General features: G+C 67.2%; 19 protein-coding genes and 1 tRNA gene. 7 read left to right on the forward strand and 13 right to left on the reverse strand.

Going from position 1 to position 15,928, the window contains the following annotated elements:
- Positions 1-59: 59 nt before the first annotated feature.
- The 5 genes from HMPREF3014_RS30195 to HMPREF3014_RS30215 all read right to left on the reverse strand — a co-directional run bounded on the left by HMPREF3014_RS30195 (position 60) and on the right by HMPREF3014_RS30215 (position 3,984).
- On the reverse strand, positions 60-752 hold the full coding sequence (locus HMPREF3014_RS30195) for an ABC transporter permease (protein ID WP_003096163.1): 693 nt from the start codon (positions 750-752) through the stop codon (positions 60-62).
- Positions 749-1,444, reverse strand: coding sequence for an ABC transporter permease (locus HMPREF3014_RS30200; protein WP_003105543.1), 696 nt, complete (start codon positions 1,442-1,444; stop codon positions 749-751). Before HMPREF3014_RS30200 ends, HMPREF3014_RS30195 begins: the two co-directional genes overlap by 4 nt.
- A gap of 61 nt (positions 1,445-1,505) precedes the next feature.
- Positions 1,506-2,258, reverse strand: coding sequence for an ABC transporter substrate-binding protein (locus HMPREF3014_RS30205; RefSeq protein WP_003096156.1), 753 nt, complete (start codon positions 2,256-2,258; stop codon positions 1,506-1,508).
- A gap of 14 nt (positions 2,259-2,272) precedes the next feature.
- A complete protein-coding gene (locus HMPREF3014_RS30210; RefSeq protein WP_003096153.1) occupies positions 2,273-3,046 on the reverse strand; it encodes an ABC transporter ATP-binding protein in 774 nt (257 codons plus the stop codon).
- Between the two features lie 248 nt (positions 3,047-3,294).
- Positions 3,295-3,984 (reverse strand): DUF502 domain-containing protein, encoded by a 690-nt coding sequence (locus tag HMPREF3014_RS30215; protein WP_003105540.1) that lies wholly within the window; start codon positions 3,982-3,984, stop codon positions 3,295-3,297.
- A gap of 158 nt (positions 3,985-4,142) precedes the next feature.
- Between HMPREF3014_RS30215 and HMPREF3014_RS30220 the strand changes: the two genes are divergently transcribed.
- Positions 4,143-4,880 (forward strand): SDR family NAD(P)-dependent oxidoreductase, encoded by a 738-nt coding sequence (locus HMPREF3014_RS30220; RefSeq protein ID WP_003096148.1) that lies wholly within the window; start codon positions 4,143-4,145, stop codon positions 4,878-4,880.
- Between the two features lie 56 nt (positions 4,881-4,936).
- Here HMPREF3014_RS30220 and HMPREF3014_RS30225 read toward each other — a convergent pair.
- From HMPREF3014_RS30225 to HMPREF3014_RS30260, 8 genes are all read right to left on the reverse strand, one after another.
- A tRNA-Phe gene (locus tag HMPREF3014_RS30225) sits at positions 4,937-5,012 on the reverse strand.
- A 113-nt stretch (positions 5,013-5,125) separates the two neighbouring features.
- Complete coding sequence (locus HMPREF3014_RS30230) at positions 5,126-6,208, reverse strand: oxidoreductase (RefSeq protein WP_003112619.1); 1,083 nt, start codon at positions 6,206-6,208, stop codon at positions 5,126-5,128.
- 27 nt (positions 6,209-6,235) lie between these two features.
- A complete protein-coding gene (locus tag HMPREF3014_RS30235; RefSeq protein WP_003096100.1) occupies positions 6,236-6,508 on the reverse strand; it encodes an oxidative damage protection protein in 273 nt (90 codons plus the stop codon).
- 43 nt (positions 6,509-6,551) lie between these two features.
- Positions 6,552-7,619 carry an A/G-specific adenine glycosylase gene (gene mutY / locus HMPREF3014_RS30240; RefSeq protein ID WP_003110600.1) on the reverse strand — a complete coding sequence of 356 codons (1,068 nt, stop codon included), beginning with the start codon at positions 7,617-7,619 and terminating at the stop codon, positions 6,552-6,554.
- On the reverse strand, positions 7,616-9,868 hold the full coding sequence (locus tag HMPREF3014_RS30245) for an AsmA family protein (protein WP_003105535.1): 2,253 nt from the start codon (positions 9,866-9,868) through the stop codon (positions 7,616-7,618). Before HMPREF3014_RS30245 ends, mutY begins: the two co-directional genes overlap by 4 nt.
- 93 nt (positions 9,869-9,961) lie before the next feature.
- A complete protein-coding gene (locus HMPREF3014_RS30250) occupies positions 9,962-11,068 on the reverse strand; it encodes an NAD(P)/FAD-dependent oxidoreductase (protein WP_003112621.1) in 1,107 nt (368 codons plus the stop codon).
- Positions 11,065-11,301, reverse strand: coding sequence for a hypothetical protein (locus HMPREF3014_RS30255; RefSeq protein WP_003112622.1), 237 nt, complete (start codon positions 11,299-11,301; stop codon positions 11,065-11,067). The genes HMPREF3014_RS30250 and HMPREF3014_RS30255 overlap by 4 nt, the downstream gene beginning before the upstream one ends.
- Positions 11,302-11,337: 36 nt before the next feature.
- Positions 11,338-11,736, reverse strand: a complete 399-nt coding sequence (locus HMPREF3014_RS30260; RefSeq protein WP_003112623.1) for an acetyl-CoA sensor PanZ family protein — start codon at positions 11,734-11,736, stop codon at positions 11,338-11,340.
- 160 nt (positions 11,737-11,896) lie between these two features.
- Here HMPREF3014_RS30260 and hisB point away from each other — a divergent pair, with 160 nt between their 5' ends.
- From hisB to HMPREF3014_RS30290, 6 genes are all read left to right on the forward strand, one after another.
- On the forward strand, positions 11,897-12,490 hold the full coding sequence (gene hisB / locus HMPREF3014_RS30265; protein ID WP_003096088.1) for an imidazoleglycerol-phosphate dehydratase HisB: 594 nt from the start codon (positions 11,897-11,899) through the stop codon (positions 12,488-12,490).
- Complete coding sequence (gene hisH / locus HMPREF3014_RS30270; protein ID WP_003096087.1) at positions 12,490-13,128, forward strand: imidazole glycerol phosphate synthase subunit HisH; 639 nt, start codon at positions 12,490-12,492, stop codon at positions 13,126-13,128. Before hisB ends, hisH begins: the two co-directional genes overlap by 1 nt.
- 3 nt (positions 13,129-13,131) lie before the next feature.
- Positions 13,132-13,392, forward strand: coding sequence for a DUF2164 domain-containing protein (locus HMPREF3014_RS30275; RefSeq protein WP_003112624.1), 261 nt, complete (start codon positions 13,132-13,134; stop codon positions 13,390-13,392).
- A 48-nt stretch (positions 13,393-13,440) separates the two neighbouring features.
- A complete protein-coding gene (gene hisA, locus HMPREF3014_RS30280; RefSeq protein WP_003106336.1) occupies positions 13,441-14,178 on the forward strand; it encodes a 1-(5-phosphoribosyl)-5-[(5-phosphoribosylamino)methylideneamino]imidazole-4-carboxamide isomerase in 738 nt (245 codons plus the stop codon).
- A gap of 10 nt (positions 14,179-14,188) precedes the next feature.
- On the forward strand, positions 14,189-14,959 hold the full coding sequence (gene hisF, locus HMPREF3014_RS30285) for an imidazole glycerol phosphate synthase subunit HisF (RefSeq protein WP_003106334.1): 771 nt from the start codon (positions 14,189-14,191) through the stop codon (positions 14,957-14,959).
- 171 nt (positions 14,960-15,130) lie between these two features.
- Positions 15,131-15,877 (forward strand): substrate-binding periplasmic protein, encoded by a 747-nt coding sequence (locus HMPREF3014_RS30290; RefSeq protein WP_003106332.1) that lies wholly within the window; start codon positions 15,131-15,133, stop codon positions 15,875-15,877.
- The last annotated feature ends 51 nt before the right edge of the window (positions 15,878-15,928 follow it).

Raw genomic sequence — 15,928 nt, forward strand, 5'->3', positions numbered from 1 at the left:
GGCAGCGGGAAAACGGGGCGGCGATTATAGCCGCCCCGCAGGCATCGGAAAGCGCCCGCTTAGCGGCCCTGGGTGGCGTCGACCCGCAACCAGCGTTCGATCAGGCGGAAGATCCGCGTCAGCACGATGGTGATCACCAGGTACAGCGCGCCGGCCAGGCAGAAGAACAGCATCGATTCGTAGGTGCGGGCGATGATGGTCCGGGCCATGCCCATGATGTCGAACAGGGTCACGGTGTAGACCACCGCGCTGGCCTTGAGCATCAGGATCACTTCGTTGCTGTAGGCCGGCAGGCCGATGCGCACCGCGCGCGGCAGGATGATGTGCCAGAGCGCCTGGCGCCGCGACATGCCGAGGGCGCGGGCGGCCTCCACCTCGCCGACCGGCACCGAGTGGATCGCGCCGCGGAGGATCTCGGCGATATAGGCGGCGGTGTGCAGGGTCATGGTCAGCAGCGCGCACCAGTACGGATCGCGCAGGTAGGGCCAGAAGGCGCTCTTGCGCACCTCCTCGAACTGCGCCAGGCCGTAGTAGACGATGAACAGTTGCAGCAGCAGCGGCGTGCCGCGGAAGAAGAAGATGTAGGCGTACGGCACCGCGCGCACGTACCAGTGCCGCGAGGCGCGGGCGATGCCCAGCGGCAGGGCCAGGGCGAGCCCGGCGACCACCGCGATCGCCAGCAGCTCCAGGGTCAGCGCCGCGCCCTGGAGCATCTTCGGCATCCACTTGAGGATCAGCTCCCACTCGCTCATAGCTCGTTCCTCACGAAACCACGGCCGGCGCGACGTTCGAGGAAGTGCAGGGCGACCATGATGACGACCGTGAGGCTCAGGTAGATGGCGGCCGCGGTCATGTAGAAGGTGAAGGGTTCCTTGGTCGCGTTGGAGGCGACCTGCGCCTTGCGCATGATCTCGTCGAGGGTGATCAGCGACACCAGCGCGGTGTCCTTCAGCAGGATCAGGTACAGGTTGCCGAGGCCGGGCAGGGCGACCCGCCAGATCTGCGGCAGGACGATGCGCCAGAATATCCGACCGGGCGACAGGCCGAGCGCCTGGCCGGCCTCGCGATGGCCGCGCGGAATGGACAACAGCGCGCCGCGGAACACCTCGGTGGCGTAGGCGCCGAAGCACAGGCCGAGGGCCAGGGTGCCGGCGGCGAACGGCGAGAGCGCCAGGTCCGGCTTGCCGAAAAGGTCGCCGAGGGCGTTCAGGCCGCTCACCGTGCCGAAATAGATCATCAGTACCCAGAGCGTTTCCGGCACGCCACGGACGATGGTGGTGTAGGTGCCGCCGAGGAAACGCAGGGCCGCGTACTTCGAAGTCTTCGCGATGGCGCCGAGGAGGCCGAGCAACAGCCCCACGCAGACCGCCGCCAGCGACAGCTTGAGGGTCATCCAGGTACCGGCGAGCAGTTGCTCGCCGAACCCATGCAGGTCGAGAATCATGAGAAGTCAGGCCTGAAGGCGGCCACCGCCGGGACGCGCCCGGCGGTGGCCTGGCTTGGCATCAATAGATGCTGAAGGGGAAGTACTTGTCGTTGATCTTCTTGTAGGTACCGTCGGCGACGATTTCCTTCAGCGCGGCGTTGAGCTTCTCGCGCAGCGGGTCGCCCTTGCGCACGGCGATACCGATCTTGTCGTTGTCGAACACCGGTTCGCCCTTGAACTCGAACTCCTTGCCGGCGTCGCTCTTCAGCCAGTCGTACTGCACGAACTTGTCGGCCAGCACGCCGTCCAGGCGCCCCGAGGAGAGGTCGAGGTAGGCGTTCTCCTGGGTGTCGTAGAGCTTGATGGTGACCACGTCGGCCATGTTGTCTTCCAGCCAGGTGCCGGCGATGGTGGCGCGCTGGGCGCCGATCACCTTGCCCTTCAGGGAGTCCTTGTCGGTCTTGAAGTCGACGCTCTTCGGCGCGACGAACTGCAGCTTGTTGGTGTAGTAAGGATCGGTGAAGTCGACTGCCTGCTTGCGCTCGTCGGTGATCGACATGGACGCGACGATGAAGTCGAACTTCTTGGCGTTCAACGCCGGGATGATGCCGTCCCAGTCGGAGGTCACCACCTCGCACTCGGTCTTCATCTTGGCGCACAGCGCCTTGCCGATGTCGAGGTCGAAGCCGACCGCCTGGCCGCTGGCATCGATGCCGTTGAAGGGCGGGTAGGCGCCTTCGGTGCCGATGCGCAGCTTGTCGGCGGCGCTGGCGTCGAGGGCGAAGGCCAGGGTTGCAGCGGCGGCCAGCAGGATCTTCTTATAGTTCTTCATGCGGTGTTGCTCCGTTAGCGGTGGCTGGACATGAACTGTTTGCAGCGCGCCGACTGGGGGTTTTCGAAAACCTGTTGCGGCGTTCCCTGCTCTTCTACCAGGCCCTGGTGGAGGAATACCACCTCGCTGGAAACCTGGCGGGCGAAGCTCATTTCGTGGGTGACCAGCAGCATGGTCCGGCCCTCTTCGGCGAGCGCACGGATCACGTTAAGCACTTCCTGTACCATTTCCGGGTCGAGCGCCGAGGTGGGCTCGTCGAACAGGATCACCTTGGGTTGCATGGCCAGGGTCCGGGCGATGGCCGCGCGCTGCTGCTGGCCGCCGGAAAGTTGCGCGGGATAGCTGTGGCGCTTGTCGGCGATGCCGACCTTGGCCAGCAGGCCCTCGGCGATCTCGATCGCTTCGGCCTTGCTCTTGCCCAGTACGCGACGTGGCGCCTCGATCACGTTGTCGAGGATGCTCATGTGCGGCCACAGGTTGAAATTCTGGAAGACGAAACCGAGTTCGCTGCGCAGCCGGTTGATCTGCTGGCTGTCGGCGGCGACCAGGTCGCCGTTCTTGCTCTTCTTCAGGCGCAGCTCTTCGCCGGAGACCAGGATCTGGCCCTGGTGCGGGTTCTCCAGCAGGTTGATGCAGCGCAGGAAGGTGGATTTGCCCGAGCCGGACGATCCGAGGATGGAGATCACGTCGCCGTCGCGGGCGGTGAGGGAGATGCCCTTGAGCACTTCGAGGTCGCCGTAGCGCTTGTGCAGGTTACGGATTTCCAGTGCGGGGGTGGCCTCGGCCATGGATTTTCCTCTTGTTATTCGGATTGGAAGGGCCTTCCTGGCGAAGGCAAGCTAGCACAGCGCTTCAACCGGAGCCAAGCAGGCTGCGTGCCTCTGGAGCGGGGTTGGCGGCATCTTGTCGCATCGCTGCAGTGCGCTGTCGCGTAGGAACAAAACTGTCGGCTTTCGAAGAAAACTCCTGGCGAACCCTGACCTGAAGCAGAGCCTGGAGGTCGGTGCGCGCCCCGTTCCCGGGCATGCGGGACCGCCTATGGAGCCGCCGGCGGCTGCTCCGCGCGCGGCTCCGCCAGCACCTTGGCGGCGGCCAGCGGCGGCGGTGGGGTGATGCCCATCGACACATAGATGCTGGTGAAGGTGTCCATGCCGATCTGTGCCGGTTTCACCCATTCCACCGGAACGTAGAGCAGGCCGCCGCCCACCGGGATCGGCGCGGTCGGCACCAGGATCGCGTAGTGCGCGCGGCCGTCCAGTTCCACCGCTTCGGGGTTGGGCATCAGCGCCAGCACGGCGGCGCCGTCGCCGCCGAAGAAACACCACACCGGACTCATCGCGGCGATGTCGGCGTCCTGCTTCTTGTCCAGCAGGCCGACGAAACGGTCGGCCAGGTTGTACAGGTTGCCGATCAGCGGGGTGCGCCGCAGGGTCAGGTCGAACAGGTTGGCCAGCGGCCGCTTCAGGCCTAGCTGTACGCCGAGGCCAAGCAGGTAGATGGCTACCAGCAGTAGCGCGGTACCGAGCAGGTAGGCCAGTGGCGAATCGCCGGCGAGCGGCTGGCCGATGGCGGCGAAGCCGCGACCGATCAGGCTGGATGGCCCGACGAAGCGGTTCAGCAAGCTGACCACCCAGGCCAGCAAGGCTAGGGTGAGTACCAGCGGCAGCATCACCAGCAGGCCGGCGAGCCAGGTGGTGAGCAGGGAGTTGAAGCTTTTCTTCAGCATCGATCGGGGGTCCGGACAAGGTCCGCCTAGTCTATCGGCACTGCCTGGCTCACGCTCGGCCGTTCGCCGGGATGGGCGAAAGATCCGCCGCGGCGATTCGTCATTCCTTGTAGGCTGTGCGAGTCGCGTTCATTCCAGCAGGCCTTCACGGAGGGCGTATGGCGGAGAGAAAGACCCTGTTGCTGACCGGGGCGAGCCGCGGTATCGGGCATGCCACGGTGAAGTACTTCAATGCCGCGGGTTGGCGGGTGTTCACCGCGTCGCGGCAGAGCTGGGCCAGCGAATGTCCCTGGGCGGACGGCGAGGAAAACCACATCCATCTGGACCTGGAGGACATTCCCGGCGTCGAGGCCAGCCTGGAACTGATCCGCGAGAAGCTTGGCGACGGCCGGCTCCACGCGCTGGTGGACAATGCCGGCATCTCGCCCAAGGGCGAAGGCGGCGAGCGCCTCGGTGTGCTGGAAACCGACTACGCCACCTGGCTGCGGGTGTTCAACGTCAACCTGTTCTCCACCGCGCTGCTGGCGCGCGGCCTGTTCGCCGAGCTGAAGGCGGCGCAGGGAACGGTGATCAACGTGACCTCCATCGCCGGCTCGAAGGTGCATCCGTTCGCCGGGGTGGCCTACGCCACTTCCAAGGCGGCGTTGTCCGCGCTGACCCGCGAGATGGCCCACGACTTCGGCCCGCATGGGGTGCGGGTGAACGCCATCGCGCCGGGGGAGATCGACACCTCGATCCTGTCGCCGGGCACCGAGGAGATCGTCGAGCGCAGCATCCCGCTGCACCGCCTCGGCCGGCCGGAGGAGATCGCTTCGCTGATCTACTTCCTCTGCACCAGCGGCGCATCCTACGTGAATGGCGCGGAAATCCACGTCAACGGCGGGCAGCACGTCTAGGCGAACGGCGGAAAGCAAAAAGGCCCACCCGGAGGTGAGCCTTTTCGTCGTATTCATGGTGCCCAGGGACGGAATCGAACCGCCGACACGGGGATTTTCAATCCCCTGCTCTACCAACTGAGCTACCTGGGCAACGGGGCGCAATTAAACGGGTTTAGCGCGGCAGTGTCAACACCGGCGAAGAAATTTTTTTTGTTTTTTAACGCCTTACGATCCCCTCGCGGTTTCCGCCGGACTGCCGGGCCTCAGTTCCAGGCCTGGCGTTCCTCGTCGCGCAGCTCCACCGGCAGGCTTCGGCCTTCCTCGGCGGAGCGTCGTGCCAACTCCAGCAGGGCCATCAGCGCGCAGGCCTGTTGCGCCGACACCGGGTTGCGCGACTGGCCGCGGATGGCGGCGGCCAGCGCCTGGTAGTAGCGGCTCTGGTCGCCTGCCGGGGTGACCAGCGACTGGCGCAGGCCCTGGCCATCGATGTGCTGCAGCAGGTCGGGATCGCGGCCCCAGCCGGCGGAACCGGGGTGCAGTCCCTGGAGCAGTTGCGCTTCCTGGATGTCGGCGCCGGCCTTGAGCAGGCTGCCGTGGTCGCCGTGCACATTGAAGCGTGGCGCCGGATTGGCGGCGAGCATGCTGGCGCGCAGCGCTACCTGGCAGTGCGGATAATCGAGCAGGACCTCGAACCAGTCGTCGGTCAGCGCGCCCTCGCGCAGCCGGCGCAGGTGTCCGTGCACACGCTGCGGTACGCCGAACAGGCACAGTGCCTGGTCGAGCAGGTGCGGGCCGAGGTCGAACCACAGCCCGGAGCCGGGCAGGTCGTGTTCGCGCCAGCGGTCGCGGACCTGCGGACGGAAGCGCTCGATGGCCGACTCGAAGTAGCGCACCGGGCCGATGCTGCCGGCCTGCAGGGCGGCCTCCACGGCGAGGAAGTCGCTGTCGAAGCGCCGGTTCTGGAACACCGAGAGGACCTGCCCAGGCCGTTCACGGGCGAGGTCGGCGAGGCGCCGGGCTTCGGCCAGGGTGACGGTGAACGGCTTGTCCACCACCACGTGCTTGCCGGCGCGCAAGGCCCGTTCGGCGAGGCTGGCGTGGGTGGCATTGGGCGAGGCGATGACCACCAGGTCGATGTCGGCGGCCTCGATGGCCTCATCCGGATCGGCGCTGACCCGGGCTTCGGGCAGGTCGGCGTGCACCCGCCCAGGGTCGCGGGAGACCACGTGCTCCAGGCACAACGCCGGTACCGCGCGGATCAGCGGGGCGTGGAAGGTCTTGCCGGCGAAGCCGTAGCCGATCAGCGCGGTGCGGATCGGAGGCAGGCCAGAGAGGGATGGGGTCATGGCGGCCTCCGTCGGGCGGGGTGGGGGTCAGGCGGATGGCGGCACGTAGCCGTCGGCCTTGGCGTAGTCCTCGCCGGAGAGGAACTTGTCCATCTCCTGCTGGAGGAACTTGCGGTCCTCGGCGTTCATCATGTTCAGGCGACGCTCGTTGATCAGCATGGTCTGGTGCTTCTGCCACTCGTCCCAGGCCTTGCGCGACACGTTGTTGTAGATGTCCTCGCCCTTCGCGCCAGGATACGGCGGGCGGTCGAGGCCGGGCAGCTCTTCGTGGTATTTGCGGCACATCACGGTGCGGCTCATGGTCGTTCTCCTGCAGTTGCCGCCGGGCCCGCGGGCCCGGCATTCACGCGGCCGTGCCGCGTCCGAGTTCCTGTTCTGCGCGCTTGAGCAGCTTCTTCACCGGAGCGGCGAGGCCCAGGCGCGGCGGGGTGGCGAGGTTATACCAGAGCCAGTCGCCCTCGGCCACGGCGCGCGGAGCGCCTTCCACCGCCACCAGCCAGGGCTCGATGGCGAGCTGGAAATGACTGAAGGTATGGGTCAGGCCGCTCAGTTCGCGGCGCTCGCCGAGGGCCAGGGAATGGCGCGCGGCGAGCGGTTCGAGGCCGTCGAGGTCGTCCAGTTCGGGGAGGCTCCAGAGCCCGCCCCAGAGTCCGCTGGAAGGCCGCCGGTAGAGCAGTATGGCGCCGTCGCGGTTGGCCAGGATCGGCATCAGCGTGCGCTTCTGCGGCAACGCCTTGCGCGGCTTGGGCTGCGGATAATCGGCTTCGCGGCCGAGCAGGTGCGCGCGGCAGCCGGAGACCAGCGGGCAAAGCAGGCAACTGGGCTTGCTGCGCGTGCAGAGGGTGGCGCCGAGGTCCATCATCGCCTGGGTGTAGTGGTTGACCCGTGCGTGCGGGGTGAAGCGTTCGGCGGCTTCCCACAGCGCCCTGGCCACCTTCGGTTCGCCGGGATAGCCGTCCTGCGCCAGGTAGCGCGCCAGTACGCGCTTGACGTTGCCGTCGAGGATCGGTGCGCGCAGGCCCATCGACAGGCTGGCGATGGCTCCAGCGGTGGAGCGGCCGATACCGGGCAGTTCGGCGAGTTGCTCGACGTCGCGGGGGAACTCCCCCGCATGCCGCTCGACCACGATCTGCGCGGTCTTGTGCAGGTTGCGCGCACGGCTGTAGTAGCCGAGCCCGGTCCACAGGTGCAGGACTTCGTCCTCGGCCGCCGCGGCCAGTGCCTCGACGTCGGGCAACGCTGCCATGAAACGGTCGAAGTAACCGAGCACGGTGCTGACCTGGGTCTGCTGCAGCATGATTTCCGAGACCCACACCCGGTAGGGGGTGATGCCCTGCTGCCAGGGCAGATCCTTGCGACCGTGACGGTCGTACCAGTCGAGGACCGCGCCGTTGAAGCCTTCAGGTGTCATTTGCGGTTGAACAGCCCTTTGAGTGCGTCTTTCAGCTCCGGACTGACCTTGTCGCCGAGCTTCTCTTCGAGTTTTTCGTTGAGGCGATTGCCGGCCAGTTTCGCGGCGACCTTGCCCATGCCTTCCTTGTCCAGGCGGCAGGCCTTGGCGCCGAGTTCCAGCGGGCCGCGGCAGAGCAGCGGCCATTCGATGCCGGCGTAGCGCTGGTTGACCTGGCAGGCCGGGTCCGGCATGTCGCTCTTGTCGCCCTGGATCTCCACGCCGATGCGATAGTCCATGCCCAGCACGCGCAGGTCGATATCGCCGTGGCCGCTGACCGCCAGGCCGGGAATGGCCACTTTCAGGTCAGGGTTGCTGGCCACGCCGTTGGTGAAGTTCAGGCTGCCCTTGAGCTCGCGGAAAGGCGTGTCCTTGCCGCCGTGAGTACCGGCAAGGGCCTTGCGGTTGAGGGTAGCGATGCCCTGGCAGAGCTGTTGCTCCAGGTTGGCGTCGGGCAGCACGCCGTTGATCAGGCTGAAGCGTGCGTTGCCGTTGAGATGGTCGATCCAGGATTTCTCGCTGTTGCCGCTGGTGCGGATGTCGGCGTCGAGGTCGAGCAACCCCTTCACCGGCGGTTTCTTGCCCTGGGCTTCGAGCAGGCGCTCCACCGGCACGTTGGCGATGTGCTTGGTGGCGGTCAGCACGGCGCTGTCCTGGCGTACATCGAGGTTGGCCTTGGCGTTGAAGCGGCCGTTGTACAGCCCGCCGCGCATGTCGTCGAGGCTGATCACGCCGCCCTGGCCGCGCAGCTTCAGGCTGGCGTCGTCGATCGGCAGCTTCTCGACGGTCAGCCGGCCGAAGTTCAGCGCCACGTCCAGGTCGAGCTTGCGCAGGGTCGCGATGGGCAGCAGCGGCGCGTCGCTCCAGGCCTGCCTGGTCGGTTTTTCCGGTAGCGGCGTGTTGCCCTGGGCGGCACTGGCCACGGTGGCGTCGACTTCCGCCTTGCGCGTGGCGCTGGCGGCATCCTGGGCTTGCTTGGCCTTGGCCGGCAGGTAGCGGTCGAGGTCGAGCTTGTCGCCCTTGAGCTGGGCGCGCAGCGATTGCCTGGCGAAATCGGCGATGCCGAAGCGGCCGCTGAAGGCGGTGTCGTCCAGACCCAGCTTGAGGTCTTCGAGATTCAGGCTGTTGCGGCTGCCGGCCAGGCGGGTGTTCAGCTCGAACTTGCCGAGGGTGTTGGCATCGGCCATGGCCGGCAGGGTCACACCGATGCCGGCGAGGAACTCGCGCAGGTTCATCGGCGCGATCGACAGGCCGCCGCTGAACTTGGTGTCCTTGTCCAGCTCGCGGGCCTTCAGTTCACCGAGGGCGCGCAACTGGTTGACGCTCAGCTTCAGGCCGTTCCACTCGGCGATCTGCGCCGACTGGTCGAGCAGCAACTGGCCCTGGGCGGAGAAGGTGGCGGTCTTGCCTTGCAGCGGCTCGCCCGAGGCTTCGCCGGAGAGCCTGGCGTCTTCCAGTTGGTAGCGCCTGAGCGCGGTGTCGAAGCGCAGGTTGCCGGTCAGCTCGGTCTTGACCCGTACCACCGGCTGGTTGGTGCCGAGGTAGGCGTTGAGCTTCAGCGGAATGCTGCTGCCTTCGCGAATGGCGCCGGTGCTCAGCTCGATGCCCTCGACGTTGTACTGCTTGCCGCTGGCTTCGTCGGTGTAGGTGACGCGGGCGTTGTTGACATTGAGGCTGTCGATGTCGAGCTTGATCGGGGTGCGCGGGCTGTCGTTCTGCGGCGCCTGCTCCGGTGCCTGCGCCTGGGCGCCCTTGCCGTCCGCTGCCGGCGGGGTGGCGGAAGGAGCGGCCGGGGCCTGGGGCTGGGCCGGCTTGCCGATGTTTTCCCAGTTGCCCTTGCCCTGCTTGTCGCGGACCAGGTCCAGGCTCAGGCCTTCGACGCGGATCGCGCTCATCTGCACGTCCTTGCGCAGCAGCGGCAGGACCCGCACCGACAGGCCGAGCATCTGCAAGTCGGCGAACGGCTTGGTCGGCGTGGCGGCGCTGGCGATGCTGGTGTCGTGCAGCTCCAGGCCCAGCCAGGGGAACAGGCTCCAGCCGATGTCGCCCTTCAGGTCCAGCTCCAGGTTGGCCTTGTCGCGGGCGATCTGGCGGATTTCGTCCTTGTAGTCATTGGGATCGAACAGGTGGGTCAGGGCGAAGCCCAGGGCCACGACGAGCAGTAAGAGTCCCAGGAAGAACAGCCCCAGGACCTTGCCGAATGCTTTCATGGACGAATCCTTTGTACTGGCAGCGGTGAATGTGCGGGCGAGTATAACAACGCCGTTTTGCCAGGCCGACCCTGCGCGCGGCGAAACCTCGTCTCAGAGTGCGCGAGCGACCCGTTCGGCGAGCGCCAGGCTGGCGGTGAGGCCGGGCGACTCGATGCCGAACAGGTTGACCAGGCCGGGCAGGCCGTGTTCGGCAGGGGTTTGGATGATGAAGTCGGCGGCGGGTTCCCCCGGCCCGCCGAGCTTGGGCCGGATGCCGGCGTAGCCGGCGGCCAGGCGCCGAGGATCGATGCCGGGGAAGTAGCGCGAGATGACCTGGGCGAAGGCGGGGCGGAGGGATTCGTCGACGCGGTAGTCGAGGTTGTCCACGTAATTCACGTCGGGACCGAAGCGCAACTGGCCGCCGAGGTCGAGGGTGGCGTGGATGCCGAGCCCGGCGGTGCGCGCCTCGGGCATCGGGTAGACCAGGTGGCGGAACGGCGAGCGGCCGCTGTAGGAGAAATAGCGCCCCTGGCACAGGTGCAGCGCCGGCACCAGGCGCGGATCGAGGCCTTCGGTGCGTTGCGCCAGCGCCTGGGCGAACAGGCCGCCGGCATTGACCACCCAGCCCGCGCGCAACCGGAACGCTTCGCCGACGCTCTGTCCTTCGGCGCGCCAGCCGCCGGCGTGGCGCTCCAGGCGGTCGACCCGGGTGTCCAGCGCCAGTTGTGCGCCGTGGCGTTCGGCGACGGCCTGCAGCGATTGCAGGTAGGCGTGGCTGTCGATGATTCCCGTGCTCGGCGAGAGCAGGGCGGCGACCCCGCGGACCTGGGGCTCCAGCGCGCGCAGCGTGGTGCCGTCCAGCGGCATCAGGTCGTCGACCCCGCAGGCGCGTGCGTTGGCCGCCAGGGCCTGGAGCCTCTCGCGCTCGTTTTCCTCCACCGCCACCAGCAGCTTGCCGATGCGCCGGTGGCCGACGCCGTGGCGGGCGCACCAGGCGTACAGGCGTTCGCGGCCTTCCAGGCAGAGATCGGCCTTGAGCGAGCCGGGCGGGTAGTAGAGGCCGGCGTGGATCACTTCGGAGTTGCGACTGGAGGTGTGGCTACCGACCAGCCGTTCGCGCTCCGCCACCAGTACGCCGTGGCCGGCTTCGGCCAGGCGCGCGGCGCAGGCCAGGCCGAGGGCGCCGGCGCCGACTACCAGTACGTCGACGTCGTTCATGCGTCGCTGGCTGCGCGCTGCAGCACGGCGACGATCGCTGCCCGCGCCTGCGGGCTGTTCTTCCAGCAACTGGAGCCGGTCAGGGCCGCGCCCTGGGCGAGGATACTCGCGGCGTCGCAGTCGCGCAGCCGGACGAAGCTGTCCAGGCCCATCTGCTCCAGGCGTTGCAGCACGGTCGGGCCGACCCCCTTGAGGGCAAGCAGGGCGGCGCGTTCGGCGGAGGAAAAGGACATGGCGAAGCTCCGTGGCGGGGACCGCCACCGAGCATATCAGAGGCTGTCCAGCGGCAGCCCGTGGCGTGCCGCGAGGGCACGGGCCTCCAGGTGCCCGTCCGGGGCGACCAGGCGCAGCGGCTTGCCGGCTTCGGCAGCCAGGCGCCGGGCCTCGTCGAGGAGGCGTCGGCCGACCCCGCGGCCGCGGGTGATGCCGCGCACGCAAAGGTGCGACAGCTGCCAGGCGTCGTCGCCGCGCCGCAGCAGGGCGGCACCCAGCAGGCGGTCGTTGAAGCGCCCGGCGATCAGCTCGCCGGCGGCCAGCCCGGCCGCGACCAGCGCCGCGCCGTCGGCATGCGGGGCGAACAGCCAGTCCGGCGCGTCGGCGTAGATCTTCGCCAGGTCCAGGCGATCCTGGGCGCTGGGTTGGGCGAGGGTTTCGACGATCACGGGCATGCGGCTCTCCGCGGCGGGAAGAAAGGAGCGCAGTGTAAGGCCTGGCCCGCCGCCCGTGGGGCGATTCGCGCCGACGGTCGCGGCTGGCAGCGCCAGCCCGGGCCTGCCTATAATGCTGGCCCTCTTATAATTACGTGCAGTGTTAGCTGTGGAGCTGGTGATGGCCGAACGCAAGGCATCCGTCGCGCGCGACACCCTGGAGACCCAGATCAAGGTCTCCATCGACCTGGATGGGACCGGCAAGGCCCGGTTCGATACCGGGGTTCCCTTCCTTGACCACATGATGGACCAGATCGCCCGCCACGGCCTGATCGACCTGGACATCGAGTGCAAGGGCGACCTGCATATCGACGATCACCACACCGTCGAGGACATCGGCATCACCCTCGGCCAGGCCTTCGCCAAGGCCATCGGCGACAAGAAGGGCATCCGCCGCTACGGCCACGCCTACGTGCCCCTCGACGAGGCGCTGTCGCGGGTGGTCATCGACTTCTCCGGGCGGCCCGGCCTGCAGATGCACGTTCCCTTTACCCGTGCCAGCGTCGGCGGCTTCGACGTCGACCTGTTCATGGAATTCTTCCAGGGCTTCGTCAACCACGCCCAGGTGACCCTGCACATCGACAACCTGCGCGGGCACAACACCCACCACCAGATCGAGACCGTGTTCAAGGCCTTCGGCCGCGCGCTGCGCATGGCCATCGAGCTGGACGAGCGGATGGCCGGGCAGATGCCGTCGACCAAAGGGTGCCTGTGATGCAGACGGTAGCCGTGATCGACTACGGCATGGGCAACCTGCACTCGGTGGCCAAGGCCCTTGAGCACGTCGGTGCCGGCCGGGTGCTGGTTAGCAGCGACGCGGCGGTGATCCGCGAGGCCGACCGGGTGGTGTTCCCCGGGGTTGGCGCGATCCGCGACTGCATGGCCGAGATCCGCCGCCTGGGCTTCGACGCCCTGGTCCGCGAGGTCAGCCAGGACCGCCCGTTCCTCGGCATCTGCGTCGGCATGCAGGCATTGCTGGAGCGCAGCGAGGAGAACGACGGGGTCGACTGCATCGGTCTGTTCCCCGGCCAGGTGCGCTTCTTCGGCAAGGACCTGCACGAAGCCGGCGAGCACCTGAAGGTGCCGCACATGGGCTGGAACCAGGTGAGCCAGGCGGTGGAGCACCCGTTGTGGCACGAGATTCCCGACCAGGCGCGCTTCTACTTCGTGCACAGCTATTACATCGAGGCCGGTAACCCGCGCCAGGTGGTGGGGCACGGGCACTACGGCGTCGATTTCGCCGCCGCGCTGGCCGAAGGCTCGCGTTTCGCCGTGCAGTTCCACCCGGAAAAGAGCCATACCCACGGCCTGCAACTGCTGCAGAACTTCGTGGCCTGGGACGGGCGCTGGTAGGTCATGGCCAGGGCGAAGAGCAATACGCCGATCCTCCAGCTGGACGCCGCGCAGACTCAGGACGCGGTACTGGCGATCAAGCGCTTCATGGAGGACCGCTTCGAACTGGAGCTGGGTTCCTTCGAAGCCGAGGAACTGCTCGATTTCTTCGCCCGCGAGTTCGCCCCGTACTTCTACAACAAGGCCATCCTCGACGTGCAGTCGTACCTGAAGGAACGGTTCGAAAGCATCGAGAGCGATGTCTGGGCGCTGGAAAAGAGTTGAGTTTCCGCGCGCCTGTCCACCGAATACAGACTTGAACAGGGTTCACCGATGCTGATCATTCCCGCGATCGACTTGAAAGACGGCGCCTGCGTGCGTCTGCGCCAGGGCCTGATGGAAGACGCCACGGTCTTCTCCGACGATCCGGTGGCGATGGCCGCCAAATGGGTCGATGGCGGTTGCCGCCGCCTGCACCTGGTGGACCTGAACGGCGCTTTCGAAGGCAAGCCGGTCAACGGCGAGGTGGTCACCGCCATCGCCCGTCGCTACCCGGACCTGCCGATCCAGATCGGCGGCGGCATCCGCTCGCTGGAAACCATCGAGCATTACGTTCGCGCCGGCGTCAGCTACGTCATCATCGGCACCAAGGCGGTCAAGCAGCCTGAGTTCGTCGGCGAGGCCTGCCGCGCCTTCCCGGGCAAGGTCATCGTCGGCCTGGATGCCAAGGACGGTTTCGTCGCCACCGACGGCTGGGCCGAGGTCAGCGAAGTCCAGGTGATCGACCTGGCTCGTCGCTTCGAGGCCGACGGGGTGTCCGCCATCGTCTACACGGATATTTCCAAGGACGGCATGATGCAGGGCTGCAACGTCGAGGCTACCGCCGCGCTGGCCAATGCCACGCGGATCCCGGTGATCGCCTCCGGCGGCATCCACAATCTCGGCGACATCCAGAAGCTGCTGGACGCCCGCACCCCGGGGATCATCGGCGCCATCACCGGCCGGGCGATCTACGAAGGCACCCTGGACGTGGCCGAAGCCCAGGCGCTGTGCGACAACTTCAAGGCCTGAGGCGAACCGCATGGCACTGGCAAAACGCATCATCCCCTGCCTCGACGTGGACAACGGCCGAGTGGTCAAGGGCGTCAAGTTCGAGAACATCCGCGACGCCGGCGACCCGGTCGAGATCGCTCGCCGCTACGACGAGCAGGGTGCCGACGAGATCACCTTCCTCGATATCACCGCCAGCGTCGACGGGCGCGACACCACCCTGCATACCGTCGAGCGCATGGCTAGCCAGGTGTTCATTCCGCTGACCGTGGGCGGCGGCGTACGCAGCGTGCAGGACATCCGCAACCTGTTGAATGCCGGCGCGGACAAGGTCTCGATCAACACCGCCGCGGTGTTCAACCCCGAGTTCGTCGGTGAGGCCGCCGACCGCTTCGGCTCGCAGTGCATCGTGGTCGCCATCGACGCGAAGAAGGTTTCCGCCCCGGGCGAGGCGCCGCGCTGGGAAATCTTCACCCATGGCGGGCGCAAGCCCACCGGGCTGGATGCCGTGCTCTGGGCGAAGAAGATGGAAGACCTGGGCGCTGGCGAGATTCTCCTGACCAGCATGGACCAGGACGGCGTGAAGAGCGGTTACGACCTGGGCGTGACCCGCGCCATCAGCGAGGCGGTGAACGTGCCGGTGATCGCTTCCGGCGGCGTCGGCAACCTGGAGCACCTGGCCGCCGGCATCCTCGAGGGCAAGGCCGACGCGGTGCTCGCGGCGAGCATCTTCCACTTCGGCGAGTACACCGTGCCGGAAGCCAAGGCCTACCTGGCCAGCCGCGGTATCGTGGTGCGCTGAGGCGCGTTGCGCCGCAGCGCACAGGGCCGGTGATCGGCTAGCCATTCCTGAGCGCGAGTCGACACTCGCGCGGCTTTCTTTCAGGTACAGTCTCGCCCCCCGCATCAGGTGCCGCTAGAGCGCCGATGCCCTGCCATAACGACAAACATTGCGACCGACAGGGAGTCCTCCATGTCCATCTTCCGTCTGGCTCTCGGCTGCGTCGGCAGCCTGGCCCTGCTATGCGCTAGCGCCCTGGCGCGCGCCGAAACCCTGGTCCTGCTGACCGAGAACCTGGTGCCGTTCAACATGGCGGTGAACGGCGGCAACTACGCCAAGGACGATGGCATCAGCGGCATCAGCACCGATACCGTGCGCGCCGCCTGCGAGCGCGCGCAGATCGAGTGCCAGCTGATCCTGCGCTTCCCCTGGGACCGGGTCTACCAGCAGGCGCTGAGCGAGCCCGGCTATGGCGTGTTTTCCACCGCCCGTACGCCGGAGCGCGAGGACAAGTTCAAGTGGGTCGGCCCGCTGGCGGTCAACGACTGGGTACTGATGGCCCGCGGCGACAGCAGCATCCACCTGAACAGCCTGGAAGACGCCGCGCGCTACCGGATCGGCGGCTACAAGAACGACGCCATCAGTCAGCACCTGGTCGACCGCGGCCTGCAGGTGCAACTGGCGCTGCGCGACAACGAGAACGTCGACAAGCTGGCCAGTGGGCAGATCGATCTCTGGGTCACCGCCGATCCGAGCGGGCGCTACGTCGCCCAGCGCGAGGGCCTCAAGGAGGTGAAGGTGGTCCAGCGTTTCCATACCGCCGAGCTGTTCCTGGCGCTGAACAAGGACACCCCGGACGAGCTGGTGCAGAAGTTGCAAACGGCGGTCGACGCGCTGCGCAGCGAAGGCTTGTTGAAGCAGATCCGCGAGCGCTACTGACGCCTCGCCGGCGATGCTGGCAAAAGGCTGGCCTGGCGGCGCGGCGCTGGT

The organism is Pseudomonas sp. HMSC065H01 (assembly GCF_001815235.1).
GTDB lineage: Bacteria > Pseudomonadota > Gammaproteobacteria > Pseudomonadales > Pseudomonadaceae > Pseudomonas > Pseudomonas aeruginosa.